The following is a 20,021-nucleotide window of genomic DNA, read 5'->3' on the forward strand; positions in this document are numbered from 1 at the left end:
GATGAAGGTCAGGCGAGCGAATTGAGGCGGGCGACGATTTCGGCAACCAGACCTTCGACCGCAGGCCGGTAGCGGCTCACCTCATGGTTCGCGACTTTGAATGAAGGCGCCGGCTCGATCCCGATATTGACGGTGAGATGACCGAGCCGAATTTTCTCCGGGCTGTTCTTTTCAGCGACGAACTTGACTTCGGAGCCGAGAATGTCGTCGTCAATCTTGTGATCGCGCAGCATAAATTTCAGCGAGTTCAGCCACGCTTCCGCAGCGTCCGCTGTGATTTTCGGGCCGAGGAACTGCCGGGTGATCTGCGCCATCTTGACGGTCAGATAGTCGGCACCGCGAACCTGATGGATTTGCTTCCAGAGTTCACCTGTATCGGTGTTGTCCGTACCGATGAAAACGAAACCGCCATCGGCAATCGCTCCATCCACGCCGGTTTCGCCGCGCGCCACGATGGAGACATTGCTTTCGAGCAGCATCTGCCCTTCCGACGAGCCGTCGAATAGAGAAAATGGGATGTTGCGGGAAAGCCCGGCCAGACCCTGAATAGGCTGGTTTGCAATCGGGTCGAATGGCCGGCCCCTGTGGGCATTGTCGACAGCAGCGAAAAGACCGGCGATGCGCGGTCCCATTGGGCGGGTCACCAGTTCGGTGCCTTCAAACACACGGGCAGCAACGCCGATTGGCATAAGGCGCTGCGAGTTCATCGTCTCGCGGGCCGAAATCGCGGCTTCCTTGCTGGTGTCGTCAATATCGACAGGAGCAACAGCCAGCAGCCGCTCACAAGCTGCAGGCAAGGCGGCAACGACAGGGTTCACCGTGCTATCGTCCGGGCGCCACGCGGTGCGGCCAGCCCAGACAATGCGTGGGGTTGCGTTCACCGCCGATGGAATATGTCCCACATTGGCGAGAGCTTCGGCAATCGCTGCGGCCGTTACCGCCGGAGTGGCGCCCTCATTTACGCGGACCACGGTTACGTCGGCACCTGAGTTCAAGCGTGCAACCTGCGCATTGATGGCCTTGACCGCGTCGGCAAGATAACCCGTGCCGAGATCCGCAACCGCAGCGGGATCGCTTGTCGAGATGCGAACCGGGTCGCCGATAGGATACGATGATGCCGAAGCACCTTCGGATGTTTCGATGAGTAGAATTTTCGAGAAGTCCGCGCCGATTACCGGCAAGGGCTCATCATTTGGACGCGTGAAAGTCATGCCGAAAGTCGGTGCCGACATCGGTTGTCTCCTGTCTGTGTCGCCCCTTCTGCGGGCAGACTGTTGGAAAAGAAAAAGCCCGGCGCGGAGGCCGGGCTCGGTTAAAGAAACCGCATTATGCGAACAGTGATAGCTTGAGACAGTAACGCTGCCGGAACCGGCAAGCGGTGTTGATTATCAAGCCCTTAATTTGGCGAGGAAGTTAATTTCGGGATTGAAGGCTGCACCAAATGCAGGAAATGGACCGCCCTTCATCTGTTCAACCAGAAAATGTTTTTTCAATTCTGATCTAAAAGCCCGGTAGTCAAACCCCATGTGGTCAAAATAATATCCGAAGCCAGGCGCTATCTCACTGCACGGCCGTTCCTTGGGCGGCAAGTATGCGAAGGAACGCAATACATTGCCAATGGTGGCATCATACGCACCGAACCGCCTAACCATTCGAAACAGTCCCTTATAGAGAGATGGGATACCGACCTCGACAGGCAAGCCAATGACGATCCTTCCTTGATCGGACAGGACCCGCTTGAAAACATTGAACGCGTCTTCTGTCTCCTTAGAAGGAAGGTGCTCGAACACCTCCAGACAGAAAAGCAAATCAACGCTCGATGCGGCTATCGTTTCAACTGTTTCAGTGAAAACAACGTTTGGAATGCCAATGAGGTTCTTTTTCGCCTCTGCCATTAGGTTTTGTGTAGGTTCAAAACAGATAATTTTCGCGTCAGGGTATAGAACGGCAAGCGTCTTTATTATTTCACCGTTGCCAGCCCCATAATCCACAATACAGCGTGGTCGAAAATCAGGATCAACCAAGCGCAATGAGGTAGTCAACCGCTTGCGTTGCAGCCAGCGCTTAATAATATTTCTGTCGTTGAACGTTATATTCGCATAGTTGGATTGGCTCGCTAGCGACAACTCGTTCCGCCCCCCTGACGTAAATATATGCCCCAATTAACCGGGGCATAACTTTGGCTCATTTGGTTGTCAATTAATATTAGGGAGCAACCATGATCGCCCCCTATAGCTTTGCAGCTTCGCGCCAGAACTCGTCTCTTTGCTCCAACGTCCATGCCATAGCCTGCCGAACCTTGTCAGTGAGCCAGTGCAAACGGTTGAAGTTTTGAGCGCCCACCACAAACATTTGGGCTTCAAATCGATCATCTTCTGTTGGAAGCTGGTCGATAATGGCTTGCAGAGGTGCGGGAATTACACCGCTCTGCATTGCTGCAAGAGCTTCGGCCTTGGTGATGATTGCCATTGCCGCCAGATGCTGGAAGAATTGACGTCGACTGATTTCATCGGGAATTGGCTCTGGCTCCGGCTCTGGCTCGACGATGGCGGTTCCGTTCCAAAGCTTCCCGTAGACCGTTCCGCCCGGCCCGCGCGTGTATCCATAATCACTATCGATGCCGATCAAATGACCGGCGATCTGCGAGCTTTCATGGTGTGGTTCCATAGAACGGACGCGACCGTTTTCATCGACAGCGATGTAAAACGGGTGCGGATGTTCCTTTGCTAGCTCGAACCAATCCACGCCGTTAGCGTCCCGAAAAACCAGAACGTTGATTTTCGTGCCGTCACCGGTGTCCACCTCTTCTTGCGAGGATGTAAATACTCCGAAATCTTTCATGCTACCAACCTCCGATCGCTCGCCAGCCTTGATTTGGGATGAACCGCTGCGGCTGTCTAAGGGCGATATCAAGCACTTCTACCCCAGCACGCTTGCTTATTACGGTTACAAAATAGCCGGAACCGCCAATGTTAGCGGTGCCCGTACTGCCAGTCGTTCTGCATTCATTTTGAAAATACCCGTCTACGCGGGTATCGGTGACGCGCCAGTTAAGCTGATCTTGAATTGTTGCCAGCGACCACCCGCCGTTACCAAGCGTGTTGGCATATGCAGCGCCATCGGCCCAACTCGCGCCGCCGTTCGCCCGACCGCTGATGCTGATCGGCCAATTCGCACCGAAATTTGTAGCGTCAACGTTTAAGACCAGATTGCCCGGACCCCACCCGATAGAAACCGTGCTGGCAGTAGCACCCGAAAATCCGCCCTGCCGCACGGGAACAAAACCAAGTGCCTTTTGATAGATCGTGTCGAAGTAAGCTTTCAAAGCAGCTTTTATATTCGCCCACGTCGTTTTGAACGGGGTCGAACCGCCGGCGAGCACCCCGGCGAAAAAGTCGCCATCATCAGGCGTAGCCTTGCCATTAGCTCCGGCTAATGCGGCACCGACTGTTGCGGTCGTTGTCAGGGCTGGCAGTTGAGCGGTAGGCACCTTGCCGGTGCTGTCGAGGCTGGCAACCCCGTCAGCCTTGCCTTTGTCAACGAAACCGAGCGCGTCAAGGTTTGCTCTGCCCTGCGCCTTCTGCGCTGCGGTAAAAGCGCTTGGGGCGTCCACGCGGACCCGCACGCCCAAAGCGTTGCCAACGGTCGTCGCAAATTCAGGGTCGTTGCCGAGGGCGTCGGCAAGCTCCTTAAGCGTGTCGAGCGCTGAGCCGGAACCATTGACTAAGTCGTCAACCGCCTTCTTGATTGCCTGGGCAACCTCCTCGGCGGTCATTCCGTCCGTGATCCCGTAGCCACCGAGCGTCGTCGGCTTGTCTTCCAAGTCGGCGAACTTGTGCTTGTGATTGCTAAAGGAAGTCTCGAACGCCTTAATCTTGGTATCGATCGCCGTGAATGAGGTCGCAATTCTTGCGACCTCATTCATCTGAATGCCGGACGGGGACGGCAAAGGCCAGTTGTAGTTTGCCGTGTTGGCCATTGTCACACCTTTGAAAGCAGCATACGAAGGTTGGAGATTTCCGGCCGGGCCGCCGGCGTCCCGGTCAGAACAATGCGCGTGCGCGCATCAAGATTGATGGCTGGATAGTCGGAGCGGACAAAAGACTGTTCGACCAGCCCGTCGCCAAGAGGGGTTGCGCCGGACACGCTGACCGTCTCGTAATTACCCGGAATGCCGATTTGCACCTGCGCCGATGAATTGGCCGGCAGCTTTGCGTCGAACGTGACAAGCACCCGGTTGGCGTCCGTGGCATCCACGGCGCGGGTGACGTAATCCGCTGTCGTCTGCAATTCGCCGTCAATGATCTGCACGTTCGGAAACACGAACGGCGTCACCCGTTCGGTTCCGCGCAGCACCGCCGCAACCTGTATGGTTTCGTTCTGAATATACTGGTCGAAGCTGATGATCTGCCGGGGCGCGGCGTTGATAACCTCACCATTAGGCCGGGTCAGCCGAATGACTACATCGACCGACGTGTCGGGATATTCCACACCAGCCCGGATAACAACATCTGACATCCGCGCCGGGGTAAAAACGCCGATAGGCACGATCTTTTCCTTTGGCTCAAACTGACAGCCGATCAGTTCAAACCAGAGGTCGGCCTCGTTGTGCACGGTCCAGGTCGAGGCGTTCGACGACGACAGCAACACACCAACCGTAAAAGGCTGGCCGGTGATAACGGCACTCGTGTCCAAGTCGATCTTGCCGATAGCTGCCACGAAAAGCTCGTGCTCGCCATCGTCGGTCAGAACGACAAACGCGAACTCACGGCCACCGGGGATGAACACCGGGTATTTGAAATGCGCCGTGAAGATCTCGCCTTCACGCAAGGCCGTGCCCGGCACGAAGGCTTCCGCGATCACTTCCGAAGTCGGCAAGCCCACCTCCACCGTCCTGATCTGCACCAGAATGGAATTGGAGGCCGAACCAACCTTTGCGCACATCAGCCGAATGCCTGCGAGACACCAGGACTGGGCGAGCGTGAATGTTTGTGCCAGCGGATCATGTCCTTCGCCGCGCCCGCCACCGTCACCGCCACGACTGATCGGGGTCGAGCTATTGGCGTTGGTGACGTTGGTTACATTCGTGACGTTGTTGATCACCGTGTTGTTGATGATCGGCTGCGGCATGCTTTCGGTGGAAGTTTCCAGCGAACTGGTCAGGCGGTATTCCTCGACCGTAATCTCGCCACGCCCGATATAGGTGCAGCCTGCATCCGTCCCGACGCTGCCTTCAAAGAAGACAGATTTCGAGCCTGCCGGAACATTGGCAGGAATGGTGAATTCGCCGGTCATCACTCCGTTGGCATCAGCTGGGCCGGAAACAGTGAAGGCGACCTCGATATCGTCAAACCACACTTTGGACAGCGCTTCGTTCTCAATGAAACCTTCCAGGCGGAACTTGACATTGCGCGGGCGGATGAACTCGGCGGATATGATCGTCTCGCGGACTTTTTCCACCTGCTGTTCAAGCGAAATCCCCGTGATGTATTCCCCGTCCGACGCTTCAAAGGCTTGCGTTTCCGGTGACGTCCATGTGGTGCGTTTTTCCGTCCAAAAGTCGGTTGACGGCTCAACGCTGGCGCGCCCCGGCATCGGCGTGAAGGTCTGGTATGGGTTGATCTTCATCGACCCACTGCGGCGATTCTGGCGGATGACAACCACTTCGCTGTAATCCAGATGCTGGATTCCCATGAAGGCCGGAAACTCGTGAAGCGTCGGCTTGATAGGCAGGCGGAGCTTGCCGCCAACGATAGCCGCCGTCTGCGCAATGCCCTGATCGCGCAAGTCATCGTCAATGAAAGGATCGACAAACAGCCCGCGCTTGGCAGCGACCTCACGCGATGAGATATCATTCTTCAGCCGCTCCTGCGCCACGAGATCGTAGACGTCGATCAACATCTTCTCCAGACGCGTGATGCGGTCATAGGTGAAGTTGCGCACTTGCGTGATCTCGACGCGTGGCGGACGCCCCCAGTCATTATATATGCGCGCGAGTTCCAGTCGGTCGGAGGGCACTTCAGGAGGTCGGGGCCGCGAAACCGCCGAAACGCCGGTGAGATATACCATGCCACCTGAAGGATCGACCGCGATCACATCAATGCGCGGCAACTTGTAGCGATAATCGAACAGGACATTCGTGCCATTGGCGGCACCCGTGACTGTAATAGTATCGCGCCCCACCTGATCGGGCTGGATATTCTCGTTGTAACGGTACTTGACCGTATAGGAACTGCCCGGTGCAGGTTCCTTGCCGGAAGGCGACCAGTCAATCTGGCCCTGCGAAAGCAGCCAGTCGGCAGGAGTCGTGTAGACGGTAGTGCCTGCCTTGATTTCGAGAATAGCCGTTACCGACGAATGCGGTAGCGGATCGGTCACACCGGCATAAGGGCCATGAACAATCGTATCCGTCGTTTCCTTTTCGACAGTGACACGACGCACCTCGGCTATCGGCGATTTTGACACCGCGAACGCTTGCGTTCCGCCTGTCTCGGCAGTGAAGGGATGCGGCTCGGCATCGACGTCGCGCAGATCGGGATTTTCTTCCACTTCGAAGCGGAATGACTGGCGTCGAACGACGCGGCGGCCGTTCACATAGGCGGTGCCTTCCGAAACAGAAAATACCTGCTTGCCTTCGCCGTTCGGACCAAGTTCCGTGACCAGAAACCCGTTATTGACGAAAGAGCCGTTGCTTTCGCGCGTGACGGTTTCCATCGCCTTGTAGATTTCAGAATAATCGACATTTGTGGAAGTCGTGAGGATAACGCCGTCGCGCACCTGGAACACGGAAAGCACCGGCTCCGGATCGCCATCGAGCGAGTGCCCCCACCTCACTGTGATCTCGATGCGCGCCGGGCCGTCTTCGGCATAGGCTTCCGTGCCGTCGATATCGCCCTTGAGAGTGGCGTCCTCGATATCCGTCACCAACCGGTCGGAATGGCGAACGCCAATGATGATATCGCCTTTGTTCGGAAGGATGAAATCAGCCGCGGCAACATCGTGCACAATCCCGCCGAGATAGATGGCGCAGGCCGGTATCTGCACACGGATATGATCCTCATCGGGGCCTGCATCGCCTGCGGGAACCGTGACAATAGGATCGGTGCCGTCAACGATACGACCGTCCTGAAGGATATATTCGGCCACGCGGCGGGTATGGTCGAGCGAAATATCCTGAATTTCGTTCAGGTCTTTCGACTGAAGATAAAGTGTGCGGTCGGGGAAAGCGATCGCATGACGCTTCTGGGAGCGGTCATAACGGCTTCCATAGCCATCACGCTTGATGATGCTGTTCATATTTAGAGCGCCCCTTGAGTAAGTTTGCGCTTGCAACGCGACCGGGAGATTTGCTTATGGGCTGACGTGACAAGTCGACTACCGAAAGCGGGAGACAATGACGAGATGAATGCCCAAGAACTAATTCTTGCAGAAATGCTGGCTTTACGCTGCTCCATCGCCGCTCTTGCTCGAGAGTTGCTCTTGAGACAGGGATCGGACGCCTTCATTCACGCACAGGCCCAAGCCGAGAAGTTCGCGTCCAACGCTGCCCACAGTAGCGGAAGCTTTGACGCCCATGTCAGAGAAAGGGCAGTCAGGGTGGTCTCTGATATATTCACCCAGGCAGACAGCGTGTGAATTAAGAGCCGATGCCACTTCCTGCAGCGAATCGAGAGGCATCGGCTTTCGTTCTGGATTATCGATCATAGTTGTTTCCTCACAATTCGAGATAGGGATTGATTGCCTGACTGATCGTGCCGTCGCGCACGATGGGCGGAAAACGATGCAACTGGAGCAGGGTGCCAAGGCTAGTCACATCGGCAAGCGGAATGAACATCTGCCCTGCTGGCACGCTTTCGCTGATTTTGGTGTCGAGGTAGACGCCCGTTTCACGCACGGAATCGCCGGTCGCGTCACCAATGTCGAGCTTGGCTTCCAGCCTGATGGTGTTCGTTTCGGCGGACGAAACCGACCACGCCGAGCCATCGCTGAGGATGATATCGCCGTTCGGGTCCGCCTTCATGTACGACCGCGCGCGAACCCGTGTCACGCCAATACAGTTTGTGAGAGCGCTTTCCTGAGACAGCGCTGCCAGTTGCTGCGCTTTTTCTTCGGGTGTGGGTTCCGGCAAACCATCCCACGCTGCATCGCCAGAGCCAACCGCAACGAAGAGCGGAGCTTGCATGAGATACCGCGCAAAGGCGATGCGGGAGCCTGCGACGAAAACGGATAAAGCCATTATGAAAACCCTATATGTGCTCTGGAAGCTGGCTTCCCAAAGCGGTCATGGACGAAAGGTGCATTCTGGAACGTCTGGATTGCCGGGTCCGAATACCGTGCGAGCACACCAGCCGATGCCACGAAGATCGATATGCGCTGGCGCAATGGCAGCTGGTATGTGGCGCGGACAAACGATGTAACGACCGTAATCGTTCGAACGCGAACGAAAGGCGCTGGCCAGAATTTTGTGCGGACGTTCTGGTTGACGCGCAGCGACAGCACCGGCTCACCCGGCGAGCGACGGATGCCCGACCAGTTATTGAGGAAGGCATCGCCATTGAGCCGGTGCTTGTTCAACTGAAAAGCCCGCACATCCCAACCCGCAGTGACGCGCGCGAACTCGGAACGCAGGGGCTTCGAAGCCTTGACAAGCTGTGTCATCGGCCTGACAAAATCGGTGTTTCTCACTTCAAACGGCAAGTGAACCTGAAACCACCACCATTTGCGCTTCTTGGCCGGGAACTCCTCTATGTCACCATCATGGTTGATCCACCGCAGCGCCTTATGTACGGCGGCAGGCGTACCGATGAGGCGTTGCCAGCTGACCCCTTCACGCAGAACAGCACGAAGGTCGGGCAGATAATCCGCAATTTCATTCAGCCCATACTCAGCGACCAAATAGGGCACGATCTGGTCAGGCGGATTGAACTTGAAACCCCGCAGCGATTCCACACCCGGCATCAATGACGGGAGCTTGTCGAGGGATTCCGACAGAACACGCTCCAAGGGCGTGGGTGCTGCATCGTCGCCGAGGAGATGCTGTCTTTCCATCACGCCGGCCATTAATAGTCCCGCCCCATATAGTTGAGCTTAATTGCGCCGGGAGTGAGCGCCGCGCCTGCCGATGCGATAACCGGCGCGGATGGGCTGCGAACATCCACCCGCTTCACGCCGGCGACATGCAGGCGCGCCTCAATCCATGAGGGTTCCAGATCAAACCCTATTCCGGCTTCCGCCTGCCACGCTTGCCGCAGGATTTCGGGCAGCACGTCCATCAAACCGAAAGCAGCATCCGGCAGAAGCCAAATATCGGCATCGATATCCGTGCCCGTAGCGACGGCAGGCTCGACAATCAGCGTATCATTGAGAAGCCGTACCCTGTCGCTCATGACCTCGGCAGTAACCGCATCCAGCATCGCTTGATCGGGAATACCACCGCTTGCGCTGGACAGCACAGCAATATGAATTATCGGCCAGAAAGCTTCCCGATAAACTTTGACGCTGCGAATGCGAACATCTGCTCGCTTGGCCGCAGCCGCATACCACCATTCCGAACCGCCGGGAGAGCGCGCCTTGATCGCAAGCACTGTGCGATCGCGCAGCGCATTGTCGGTCTCGCCGTCCAGCCGCTCGACATCATAAAAATGTGCGAGATGATCGAGGTCGCCGCCAAGCGCGAAAGCCAGAAGGTTCGCCATGGCGGCGTCGTTTATTGCAGTGCGCAGGGTGACCTCGCGCATGCTGTCGGCGAGGTGGACCACTTTCAGGATATCGGTTTCAAGATGGCCGACATCGTAGTCAATTCCTGCGTCTGCCAAACGCAGACGCAGGTCCGCCATGCGTTCAGCGAGGATGGCTTCAAAATAGAAAGTCTTGATCACCTCTGGCGGTGGCAAGGTGGAAAAATCGAAAGTGCTCATAACGGTTTCACCACGACAGTGCCGGAGGAAATGCCAAGCCCGAAGGTGAGGACGCGCTCGACGGTCATATCGCCCAGGTGACCACGGGGACGGTAGTCCACCAAAATCTGGAAACCTGCATGCCCCAAACGAATCTGGTCAACGGTGCCGGTTAGGATGATGCGACGGACCAGAAAGCGCGGCTCCCAAAGGTCGATCGCCGTGGCAATAAGCGATTGGAAGGCAGCAAACAGGTGCGGGGTCATCTTGCGGCCCAGCAATTCGACAATGCCGGCCCCGAACTCGCGGCGCCCGACAAGCGAACCGATGCGGCGCATCAGGATCACCTCCACGGACTGGTAGGCCGATTCCAGATTGGAGATTGGCAGGCCAGTGAAGCGGCTAATTCCCACCATCGTTTTCGGCCTCGCCGCGTTCTGTCGACCTGGGCTTGGGGGCAACCGGCTCGATCCGCCCATGGTCGAGATCAAACCGGGCTTCCGACGCCGTGAGGGACACCTTGCCGGAACTTGGCACACGTGTGCCATTCACCCAGCCCACGCCGGGCCGGACGCGATAGGTATTCTTGCTCATGATGGGTTCTTTCAGTTCGCAGGTTCGTCGGTTGTCGCGCCGCCACGATCGACGCCGCCATGAATGTGCGTGTCGCCGATATTGGCTTCATTGTGCTTGACGTGGCCGTCCATGAAATCGACGTTGCCTTTGACGACAAGATTGCCGTCGATTGTTACAGTCCCGTTCTTGACGGTCACCGTGACACCAAATGCCTTCAAGACATTGGCGAGCAGATCGGCACTCGGCGGCTGGTTGACGTCGGAAAAGCCGCCGCGCAGCAAAATACCTTGCCGTGCATCGCCGGTCGGATTGATCATCCCGACAATCTGGCCCTTCGATAGCGGCGCCCATGTACTGGTTGCGCCGCCCGATTCTGGATGCGGGTACCATGGCGACAGAAACGGCTCGCCATTTTCGTCCTCGCCAAGTTTGATCCGGTAGCCCTTCTTCGCATCGACCTGTTCGATGGGGCCGACTTTCAGGGATTTACCGAAGGCTGTCTTCAGCATCTCTATGTCGATCTTCATTGCGAGCAGGTCGCGATACATCATGGCACCTCTGCTGTTGGCGACAGGTCATCAATTTCGATTGTGCTGCCGGTCCATTCCGGTGTTACCCGATCCACGTCCGACGCATGCGGACCAAGTCCCAGCGCAAGCAGTTCCTGCGCGGTCATCCCGTGCACCTGCTGCAGTCGTTCCCAAGGCTCGCGGTTTCCGGTGATGATGGCCTCCATGAAGGTGGCCTTCTTTTGCAAGCTCTTATCCTCGCTTGCCAGCGCAAGGGCGATAAAGCGCGCGAATGGTGCGTCGGGATCGAGCGGACATCTGGGTTCCGGGTCATCGATAAGGTCGACGATGATTTTCGTTTGATGGGCTGCAAGGCGAATACCATCGGCAATATTGCCGACACGGGTTCGCTCTGTCGAAACGGTGCGGTAGATGAAACTAAGGAATAGCTGCCCCCAGGCATTGTCCGGATCGGTCAGCGCCTGCACGATTTCCCGTGAAATCAGGTCGAGCGTGAATTCAAAATTCCCGTCGGTGCCGGGAATGCCAATTTCAGGAAGTCTGTTCTCACCAGTTTCCGGATCGGTAACGCCCATACTGGCCGTTACCCCTGTTTCGAACATGATTTCCGTTCGCCCGTTCAACAGCAGGGAGCGCAATTCATTATCGCCCACCTGCGTTTTCCCGGCATCGGTATAGATCGCGATGAAATACTGATCGGATTCTATGGTAACAGTGCCGCCACTATCGCTGTCGATAATGCCGATTTCGCTGTCCAACACATTCTTCAAGGCGCGGGTGCGGCCCTTGAGCGCCTCGACCGCAGTAGTGCGCAGTGCGATGCGGGCAAGACTCATGATTAGGCATCCTTTGGTTTCAACGACGCGGATTCGCCCAAAATCGCATAGAGGCGCCGGTGTGAGCGCGCATCCACGAATTGCACCTCGAACATCGGCTGGCCCTTGCGAGTAAGCGCGCAGACGCGGAAGCCTTTGGCGAGTTCAAGTTCCGGATACGCGGCGCGGTCAATCGCCAGTGTCGCCTTGCCGGCGGCAAGCTTGATATTCCAATCGGCGTTGTTGCCGCCATCGGGCTGGAACGCATCGCGGCCCGCCTTTCGCAGGACGGCATTAATGTCGGCTGGTTTGCGCCCCAAAATCGTCTGTCCCTTTTCGAGGAAGAAGATGCGCAGCGGTTCGGCGAACTCCGCATCCACTTCGTCGTATAGCGCGTCCCGGTGTTCTTCGAAGGGCGACGGGCTCATTTCGCTTTGCCGCTGTCGCCGTCCATTTTCAGGGATTCTTGCGTCTGGGCGGGAGGCTTCGTGGCTTCGGCCAGTTGCTCGGTCAGCATGGCGACATTATTGCGTTCCGCTTCCAGTTCCTTGCCGAGCCTGTCGCGTTCATCCGCAAGGGCCTTGTCTGCATCTGTCAAATCGGCCTGCAGGGAGCCGATCTCGCCGGAAAGCTTGACCTTGTCCGATTCCAGTGCGGAAATCTTCTTGTCGGCCTCATCCAGATTGGCAATCAGCTTTTCGTTCTCGGAGGTGAGCCGGGCGATTTGCTCGTTGAGCGATTCCAACATTTCCGCATCCGCCCGCGCGGTTTCGGCGTCCCTTGCTGCCGATGCGGCGTCCGCCTTCTTCCGTTTCTCTGCCTCGACATAATCATAGGCGATGCGGTCGGAAATCAGATGCTCGCCGTAAAATTTCGGCACTTCGATCGGCTCGTGAGGGAGAACGGAAACGTTTGCAGGCTTTTCCAGAACCCCGGCAGGGATTATGCCGCCGTGCGGGAATGCGACGACGATAGTGGATTTCTTCGACATGGGTGAACCTCATGCATGAACACTGCGGCCCGCTTTGACGGACGCGGGCCTGTGCTCCTAATGCTGGTTAGAGGGTGATCCTGCGCAGGGCGCCGGGCTTGGTGCAAAGCGAAATTGGATTCGACTGCACTTCGATATCGATACCTTTGCCGTTGAGCATCGGAATCTGTTTCATGTAGCGCGGCAGACCCTTGGTATTGACCGTCTCCATGTAATCAGCCGGAGCAAAGCGAGTGATAAAGAGACCCGGTGCACCCATCGGCGTGACGCGGCCCTCGTTATGGTCGATATATGCTGCGCCCAGATTGGCCGTGGCGCGCGAACCCGTCTTGTACCGTTCGAACACGAACTTGCCGACCGTGAACTTGTCGGGGATTGCTTCGCGAAGCTGAGCCGCACCATTGGTGGCGAGGAAAGTTTCGCGGATGCGCTTATGTCCCCAAAGCTTGAGGTGAAGATTGCGCCCGGTCCAGACATGGAAATGGTCGTAAAAGCCGTCGAGGTCATCTTCGATGGACCATGCAACATCCTTTTCCAGGATTTCGTCGACCTTGGCCGCATCGTTCCCCAGATCAAGCGATACTGGAGCCGGAACGGCAATTCCGAAGCGGTTGTACAGATCGTGCAGAACGCGTCCCGATTTCGAGGTTACGATACCCTTGATCGCGCCGACGCGCTGATGTTCGAGCGTCATGTCAAGGTCGAGCAAATGTCGGTCGGCTTTGCTCATGACGCGATCGGTGACCTGTTCGACTTCGTTTTCAGTGCCGAAAGCGCGAATATTCTGAACTTCGTCCGCTTTAACAGAGTCGTTTCGCTCGTAGTGGTCCACATTGAATGGGATCAGGTTGCGGCTCTCGCCGGTAGCAGTTTCGCCGGGCCCGCCGCGTTCGGTCGGTTCGACGAGGCTGAGGGTGCCGTCACGCTCCTCGACAGATACAATCGTGGTGGTGACGCCATCTTCCTCGAACATACCGGAAGCGCCGATCTGGCCGGGGCGGTAGGGCTGATTGTTGACGGCTGCGGTCAGCGTCTGCACCGAAAACGCGTCATCGTTGAAAATATCAAGTCCTGGCATGTGGGGTTCTCCTTAGCGGGCCTTGATATGAACGGCGCGCAACTGTTCGAGTTTTGCCGCCTGCTTGGCAGCGTCGTTGACGGAAGCGTCGAACACCAGCAGCGACGTTTTCACCTCGGCGTGCACATTGATGATGACGGCTTCTTCGTCGTGGTCTGTGGCATCGACGGCATAGCAAAGGATCGCCTTTGCAGTTTCCGCGCCTTCCTTCCCGGCGACTTCGGCGGCAGGGGAGGGAATGAAGCTGCCCTTGGTCGCAGTCAGTTCACCGAGAACGGTGCCGGGCTTGAGCTTGCCGGTGCCAGCGGGGATTTTCGCAACATCGCGCGAGATATGACCGTCGCCTTCATGCAGGATGAATTCGAGCGGGCGCGGACCCATAACCTTGTTCTCCATGGGTGGTTTCTCCTACTTGGCCGCTTGACGCCGCGAGGCGTAAATCTCGCCGGTGTTGATCTTTGCGGTTGGTGTTCCGGGCTTGCGCGGTGGCTGCGGTTGCGATTGACCCGAAGCGAGCATCCGTCGCTTTTCATAATCCTGCGCGGGATCCGGTTCGGCCTGGCCTGCGGCCTCTGCCTTCGGCGCCACGGTCAACGCCTTGATGGCATCTTCTGCCGACATCGTGGTGTCGTAGGCAAAATGGCTGGCCAGTTGTTCGCGCCCCGACGCTTCGGGGCTGGTCATGATGGCCTTGATCCGCTCCTTGGTTGCCTTCTCGGCATTGGCTGTGGCAGTAGCGATATCGACGGGAGGCTGTCCCGCCGGCTTATTGTCAGTCATGTCGTCATCCTTTTGACAGGTTGGCGCGGCGGCGGGTGCGGCCGCAGGTTTTGTAGGGTCAAGCGACCAGGAATTTGCCTGCGCCAGACGCTTCAGATTGTCGGGTGCGTTTGCATAAAGCGGATAGTTGAAGGCCGAGAAGGCTACGGCGTTGAGCTTTTCAGTTTTTGTGGCGAACCCACGGGACACGGCCTCCTCGCCAGTGAGCCAGATTTCCTTGCGCATATCTGCGCGGATCGTGGCGGCATCCTCGCCTGTGCGATCGGAATAGATACCGGCCATCTGGTCGCCAAGTTTTTCCAGATAGTCGCGGGATTTTTCATGGTCCCCCGCCGTTCCCCATGTCCCAGACGAAGGATCGTGGATCATCATCATGGCTCCGGTTCGCATGATGCGTTCCTCGCCGGCCATGGCGATGATCGATGCGGCTGATGCGGCTACACCATCAACATAGACTGTGACTGTGCCCTTGTGGGACTTGAAGGCGTTGTAGATGGATATGCCATCATCGGTGTAGCCGCCCGGCGAATTGATGCGCACTGTGATATCCGTGTCGCGCCCCACCTCGGCGAGCGCGTAAAGAACGTCTTTCGCCGTAAAGCCTTCATCGTAATAGTTAGCGCCGACGAACCCGTAGAGCACAAGTTCGCCGTTCTGAAGAACGGGCATTGTGGAAACTCCTGTTAGGTCAGCAGAAGCGCATGCGCTTCGCGTACCGGCGGCGAGGACCGCCACTGATGTTCTGGCATTCCGCCGTCAGGCGTTCGATTTCCTGATCGAGTGCCGCGATATTGGTTTTGCCATACCGGACTTCATCATCACCGAAGCGCACCACTTCGGTTTGTCCGCCGGCGGCGATCTGGATTCGCAGACCGCGGAGTTTTTTGGCTGCGGCGCACGGGTCATCGAGATCGATTTCCGTTTTTCTGATGCGGATCGTGTTCATGCGGCAGCCTTCTTCTTGGTTGTTTCATCTACCGCAAGCGGAGGTTGGTTCGGGCGCTCGTAGGGCGAACGCATACCGGCCGCGACATAACGCTGATGCTCGCGTAGCTGCTGATTGAACAGTTCATCGGTATCGATGCCCTTCAGCCCGCCTTCTATCGCAATGCTCGATGTGCCGTTCGCCAGCCGCTCAGAAACGGCTCGCTCACTTTTGTAATCGTCTGCAGTCGGCGCCGCCGGCCCTTGCCACTGTGCCCAGGTGAACTTTTCCCGGTTAGCAGCGAAAACCTCGTAAGAGACCTTGAGCTTGATGCGGCCTTCGCCGACCATCTCGTCAAACCAGCTTTCGTAAACTGCCTGCAACATCGGTGCTGCAAGACGCTCGCGGCGGCGAACAGCAATCGGCCAGATGGTGGCGTTTTCCATACGAACCGACGAATAGGTCGCGTCCGAATGGTCCATGGCGTAGCTGCTGTACGTGACGCCGATGGCACGGGCGGTTTCGCGGTCAAGGCTGCTTGCGAAGGGCAGATATTCCTTGCCGGGCGTAGCAGATGTTCGGAATTGAAGATCTTCTCCCGGCCCCAGCTGCGCGACAGTGGGTGTACCATTGATGCCAATGGTGCTTTCCCGCGCCTTGTCCATTTTGGCTTGCAAAAAGCCTACGAACTCGTCCCGGAGTTCTTCATCCTCCAGTGCTTCCAGTGCCTCGAATGCGTCCTTCGAAGGGTTCTCGCTTGTCAGCACAGCCGCAAAGATTGTTTGCAGGATGGCGGTTTGCAGGGTCGCTTCGTCCAGAACCTCTTTCTGGGCGTGCTTTCGGATCGCAGACGAAAGAACGGAAATGCCGCGAACGTCTGTTGCGTCGGTTGGGTCGAACAGATGCAGGACGGTCGGTCGCCCTTCCGCGTCAAAAGCTGGATAGCGAACTTTCTGGACAACGCCGTTGACCTTTTCCTCGAACAGATAGCCGATCGGGCGCCCGTCCTCGTCGTGGTAGACGCCCTGAAACAGGTTTTCGAACTCGTTGGTGTCCTGCACCAGCCTGCTCGGCGGGGTCATACAGACTTTCAGTCCGGTCCTGATCCCCTTCGCCCGGCGCTTGGCGCGAGGCATGTAATCCAGAATGCCGGTGATTTCGCCGTAGGCCATATACCAACGCAGACCGATATCCACTAACTGCGGCAAGGTGAATTTGCCCCGCATGTCGCATTCACGCGGGTTCCACGCGTAGCGCTTCCATTCCCGCTTTATCTGCGCGACGAGAGCGGCAACTTCGTCCGGCGAATAACCGAGTTCTGCGAGTTCCGGCTGTGGCTGCAAGACAAGCTCGACGCCAACAGTATCGACGAGAACCTGATCGCAGGCCCCTTTGAGTTTGCCGGAATTCTGGATGAAATCCAGTGCATAGGCGGCGGCACGCCGCCAGCTTCGCCGGATTTCCTCGCGATTGTCGACAATGGAAACCTGTTGTGCGGCCAGAACACCGCTCTTGGAATCACGCAACATGCGTGCGGTTGGTCGCGTCGAAACGCCCGACAGCACTGTGCCGGAGCGCAGCGCACGGCCTACCCCTTTAATGCGGTCGAGCAACTTCATCGATTTTTCCATGCATTGCGCCGCGCTTCGGTATCGCGTGGCTTTTTCGGTTTCTCAGGCTTGTCGAAGACAGATTGCTCGGCATGGCCGAACAAATCATTCTCGGCTGGCACGCCATGAACCTTGACCAGCAGGTCGGCCCACCGCTCGGCGGTCAGGCGGAGTTTGCGTTCAAGATGCCAGCCGAGTGCGAAGGCGTAAACGGTGGCATCAAACCAGTCGTTTTTGCGCCCTGCGATCTTTTTCCAGATGCGGCCCGCCTTTGACGGAATAAGCTTTCGCTTGCCCCGTGACGGCTTGGACAGAGCCTCTTCATCCGGATCAACGAGACTTTCGGCGGTCAACTCCTTGGCGAAGTCTTCGTCGCAAATATCGTTGGCGATATGCAGCGTGTTGCGCGGCCATTGCCCGCTCTCATCGGCCCCCAGCACGAGATTGGCGAGGGAGGCGACGACAGCGGTTTTCACATCGAACAGGCCAACCGGATAGAGAAGAACCTTTGCAATGATGCGCCGGTGCTTGTCCTTGATGTCCCGCTTGACTGGTGTTCCAAGCCAGGGGAGCCCCTGCGGTGCGCGGCCATCGAGCGCATAAACGTTCGCGCGTGGTGCGCAAAAACGATAAACGCGGTCGGTCGCGAAGCCGGAGTCGACACCGGAAAGGTCGATGCCTTTCATACCGCCGCCGGCGGTCGGATATTCTCGCCCAAAAGCATCGGACAATTTGATCCACGGCTCGTCGCTTTGGTCAGGGGCTCCCTCGAAAATCTCCCGGTCGATGATCTGGTATTGGCCGCGCGGTCCAATGGCTATGACCATCCACTTGATGCCATAGCCCTGCACGTCGGCAGCGGAAACCACGAGACCAGCCCATGATGGTATGACCCGTGAAGGCTGCAATTCCTTGCGCACCGCCTCGACGATCTTCTCATGTTCGACTGCGACGCCGGCAGGGTCATAGGGCAGCGCCAAATCCTGCTGGAAGAATGTGCGCAGCTTGGTGACGTTACCTTGTGCGTCCGTCCAGCGGGACCAGATATCGGCCCAACGCTCGCGCGGCGCATATGCCGCCCACAGGTGCCACGACGGTTGCCAGTCCCTGCAACGACCCTCGCAGGGATTGCAGCGCCATAGCTCAATATCGGCCTCAGGGATCGCAAGAGGAATAGGCGGCTCGCCTTCGCGAACCCGGCGCGCTATCCATTTTCCTTGCGGCAGCATTTCATGTTTGTGGCCGTCAAGGATGACCTCGTTGCAGGAAATGCAGCGGAAGTGCACCGGCAGACTTCTTTCAGAGTCTGCTGGCGACATGTTGTCGAATTCCAGTGCCTGATAGGTGCGGCAGTGCGGGCAAGGCAGGTAATAGTAACGCTGATCCCCAGCCTCGAAATCGTCGCTGATCGCACATGCGCCTGCAATTCCGGGCGTCGATCCCTGCCATTCCTTAGCAGTGTCGCCATGCATCTTCTGGCGGGCGCGGGCCTGATCGCGAGGACTGCCGCGACCGTCAACATCGCTCTGGTAGCCGGTGATCTCGTCCATGGCGAGATACTTGATCGAAACCATCTGCAGGCCCTTGGACGAACCTGCATTGACGATCTGGCAGAAGCCGCCGGCGAAACGTTTGAATGCCGTGGTCGAGCCTTGTTCATCGCGGCTGTTGACCGGGAGCACCTTGTGCTTGATGCGAGGTGTCGCCTCAATGGTCGGATGAAGCTTGATGCGGTTGAACTTCGTCGCTTCTTCCAGCGTCGGCAGCACGATCATCATCGAGCCGGGAGCCTGATCGACGATAAAGCAAAACCAGTTCTCGATTGCGGTCGACTTGCCAAGCTGCGCGGCCCAACGGGCAGTGCAACGGCGCGCCGGGTGATCCGGATGCAGGCAATCTTGCGGCTCGCGCAGATAAGGCACACGGTCAGTGCGGAAGTCGCCCGGCCAAGGCGAGCCGGATTCTGGCGAAACCTTGCGATAGCGGTCCGCATGCTCGGAAATGGTCAGATTCTCAATAGGGCGGCTGGCAGCTTCCAGCCCCCGGAACAACACCAGTTCGCCACGGGGCAATTCCATGAATTGCTCGCGCGGCTGCGGGGCGTTCATATCTGTTCGCTTTCCTCTTTTGGTTCGTCGGTCGTGTCGGCCTCATCCCGCTGGCGCATGGCATCGATCCGTCCGAGAATTGTCTGATTGAAAACTTCCAGTCCCTTGCGGACAAACGCCTTGAGGACCATACGCGTGGCGCGTTCGTCGAACCCGTATTTCACAGAGGCGTTTGCGGCCTCCGTTTCCAGTGCGCGTTCGAACGCACTCTGCATCAGTGCGACTGCATCGCGGCCTGCACGATCCACTTCCGACACTTTGGTCAGTGTCTTGCGGCGTTCCGCCAAGTCCATTTCGCGCAGTTCGGCGTCGGCCTGGGCCTTTCGCGCTGCGCCATCGGACTGACTTCCCGAAAAGCGCGGCGCAGGGTTGAAGTTTCCCTGCGCCGCAATGGTCCGCGTCGTGGGAGGAGCCACGCGGATACGGATATTCTCGTTTCGGTGGGCGACCAGAGTATTGAACTCGACCAGTCGCGCCTTTCCGTCGTCGCGAAGCTCAATCGCTTCGGAATGTTGCTTCAGGTATCGCGACAAGGTCGAGCGCTCGACCAGATCGCCCATCGCGGTCAGCCGCGCGGCGGCTTCCGAAATCGAAATCCAATCACCGTCCGCCATGGCGTCCCGCTTTGCGTTGTGTGTATGCACACGTGCAAGCACGTGTATCTGTGTATCGCTTTCAAAACGACCTACTGGCGAAAACCGGCAGTCGAGCC

At 57.6% G+C, this 20,021-nt stretch carries 22 protein-coding genes; all 22 read right to left on the reverse strand.

From position 1 onward, the window contains the following. Window positions 1-8: 8 nt before the first annotated feature. The 22 genes from F9K78_RS08445 to F9K78_RS08550 all read right to left on the reverse strand — a co-directional run bounded on the left by F9K78_RS08445 (window position 9) and on the right by F9K78_RS08550 (window position 19,923). A complete protein-coding gene (locus F9K78_RS08445; protein ID WP_151682139.1) occupies window positions 9-1,232 on the reverse strand; it encodes a phage tail sheath protein in 1,224 nt (407 codons plus the stop codon). Window positions 1,233-1,388: 156 nt separating this feature from the next. Beyond that, complete coding sequence (locus F9K78_RS08450) at window positions 1,389-2,126, reverse strand: class I SAM-dependent methyltransferase (protein ID WP_151682140.1); 738 nt, start codon at window positions 2,124-2,126, stop codon at window positions 1,389-1,391. A 103-nt stretch (window positions 2,127-2,229) separates the two neighbouring features. Beyond that, a complete protein-coding gene (locus F9K78_RS08455) occupies window positions 2,230-2,841 on the reverse strand; it encodes a hypothetical protein (protein WP_151682141.1) in 612 nt (203 codons plus the stop codon). 1 nt (window position 2,842) lies between these two features. Next, window positions 2,843-3,979 carry a DEAD/DEAH box helicase family protein gene (locus tag F9K78_RS08460; protein ID WP_151682142.1) on the reverse strand — a complete coding sequence of 379 codons (1,137 nt, stop codon included), beginning with the start codon at window positions 3,977-3,979 and terminating at the stop codon, window positions 2,843-2,845. A 2-nt stretch (window positions 3,980-3,981) separates the two neighbouring features. Next, window positions 3,982-7,296: a DUF4815 domain-containing protein gene (locus F9K78_RS08465; RefSeq protein WP_151682143.1), complete on the reverse strand. Its 3,315-nt coding sequence runs from the start codon at window positions 7,294-7,296 to the stop codon at window positions 3,982-3,984. 144 nt (window positions 7,297-7,440) lie between these two features. Continuing rightward, window positions 7,441-7,704, reverse strand: a complete 264-nt coding sequence (locus tag F9K78_RS08470) for a hypothetical protein (RefSeq protein WP_151682144.1) — start codon at window positions 7,702-7,704, stop codon at window positions 7,441-7,443. 10 nt (window positions 7,705-7,714) lie between these two features. Then, complete coding sequence (locus F9K78_RS08475; protein WP_151682145.1) at window positions 7,715-8,236, reverse strand: hypothetical protein; 522 nt, start codon at window positions 8,234-8,236, stop codon at window positions 7,715-7,717. Then, complete coding sequence (locus F9K78_RS08480; protein WP_151682146.1) at window positions 8,236-9,048, reverse strand: phage tail protein; 813 nt, start codon at window positions 9,046-9,048, stop codon at window positions 8,236-8,238. Before F9K78_RS08480 ends, F9K78_RS08475 begins: the two co-directional genes overlap by 1 nt. 11 nt (window positions 9,049-9,059) lie before the next feature. After that, the gene (locus F9K78_RS08485) at window positions 9,060-9,917 is read right to left on the reverse strand and encodes a baseplate J/gp47 family protein (RefSeq protein ID WP_151682147.1); all 858 of its coding nucleotides are present in this window, start codon (window positions 9,915-9,917) and stop codon (window positions 9,060-9,062) included. Next, window positions 9,914-10,312 (reverse strand): GPW/gp25 family protein, encoded by a 399-nt coding sequence (locus tag F9K78_RS08490; protein WP_151682148.1) that lies wholly within the window; start codon window positions 10,310-10,312, stop codon window positions 9,914-9,916. Before F9K78_RS08490 ends, F9K78_RS08485 begins: the two co-directional genes overlap by 4 nt. Continuing rightward, window positions 10,299-10,490 carry a hypothetical protein gene (locus tag F9K78_RS08495; protein ID WP_151682149.1) on the reverse strand — a complete coding sequence of 64 codons (192 nt, stop codon included), beginning with the start codon at window positions 10,488-10,490 and terminating at the stop codon, window positions 10,299-10,301. The genes F9K78_RS08490 and F9K78_RS08495 overlap by 14 nt, the downstream gene beginning before the upstream one ends. 11 nt (window positions 10,491-10,501) lie before the next feature. Beyond that, a complete protein-coding gene (locus F9K78_RS08500) occupies window positions 10,502-11,023 on the reverse strand; it encodes a baseplate assembly protein (protein ID WP_235925396.1) in 522 nt (173 codons plus the stop codon). After that, complete coding sequence (locus tag F9K78_RS08505; protein ID WP_151682150.1) at window positions 11,020-11,838, reverse strand: hypothetical protein; 819 nt, start codon at window positions 11,836-11,838, stop codon at window positions 11,020-11,022. Before F9K78_RS08505 ends, F9K78_RS08500 begins: the two co-directional genes overlap by 4 nt. A gap of 2 nt (window positions 11,839-11,840) precedes the next feature. Next, on the reverse strand, window positions 11,841-12,245 hold the full coding sequence (locus F9K78_RS08510; RefSeq protein WP_208851917.1) for a hypothetical protein: 405 nt from the start codon (window positions 12,243-12,245) through the stop codon (window positions 11,841-11,843). Next, window positions 12,242-12,808 carry a hypothetical protein gene (locus F9K78_RS08515; RefSeq protein ID WP_151682151.1) on the reverse strand — a complete coding sequence of 189 codons (567 nt, stop codon included), beginning with the start codon at window positions 12,806-12,808 and terminating at the stop codon, window positions 12,242-12,244. Before F9K78_RS08515 ends, F9K78_RS08510 begins: the two co-directional genes overlap by 4 nt. 67 nt (window positions 12,809-12,875) lie before the next feature. Next, a complete protein-coding gene (locus F9K78_RS08520) occupies window positions 12,876-13,886 on the reverse strand; it encodes a major capsid protein (protein ID WP_151682152.1) in 1,011 nt (336 codons plus the stop codon). Window positions 13,887-13,898: 12 nt separating this feature from the next. Further along, window positions 13,899-14,282: a head decoration protein gene (locus tag F9K78_RS08525; RefSeq protein WP_043062310.1), complete on the reverse strand. Its 384-nt coding sequence runs from the start codon at window positions 14,280-14,282 to the stop codon at window positions 13,899-13,901. A gap of 12 nt (window positions 14,283-14,294) precedes the next feature. Further along, on the reverse strand, window positions 14,295-15,335 hold the full coding sequence (locus F9K78_RS08530) for a head maturation protease, ClpP-related (protein ID WP_151682153.1): 1,041 nt from the start codon (window positions 15,333-15,335) through the stop codon (window positions 14,295-14,297). A 19-nt stretch (window positions 15,336-15,354) separates the two neighbouring features. After that, window positions 15,355-15,612 carry a hypothetical protein gene (locus tag F9K78_RS08535; protein WP_006470858.1) on the reverse strand — a complete coding sequence of 86 codons (258 nt, stop codon included), beginning with the start codon at window positions 15,610-15,612 and terminating at the stop codon, window positions 15,355-15,357. Then, window positions 15,609-17,210 carry a phage portal protein gene (locus F9K78_RS08540; protein ID WP_151682154.1) on the reverse strand — a complete coding sequence of 534 codons (1,602 nt, stop codon included), beginning with the start codon at window positions 17,208-17,210 and terminating at the stop codon, window positions 15,609-15,611. Before F9K78_RS08540 ends, F9K78_RS08535 begins: the two co-directional genes overlap by 4 nt. After that, complete coding sequence (locus F9K78_RS08545) at window positions 17,207-19,309, reverse strand: terminase gpA endonuclease subunit (protein WP_151599141.1); 2,103 nt, start codon at window positions 19,307-19,309, stop codon at window positions 17,207-17,209. Before F9K78_RS08545 ends, F9K78_RS08540 begins: the two co-directional genes overlap by 4 nt. Then, window positions 19,306-19,923: a hypothetical protein gene (locus tag F9K78_RS08550; protein WP_151599143.1), complete on the reverse strand. Its 618-nt coding sequence runs from the start codon at window positions 19,921-19,923 to the stop codon at window positions 19,306-19,308. The genes F9K78_RS08545 and F9K78_RS08550 overlap by 4 nt, the downstream gene beginning before the upstream one ends. Between the last annotated feature and the right edge of the window lie 98 nt (window positions 19,924-20,021).

The organism is Brucella pseudintermedia, assembly GCF_008932435.1.
GTDB lineage: Bacteria > Pseudomonadota > Alphaproteobacteria > Rhizobiales > Rhizobiaceae > Brucella > Brucella pseudintermedia.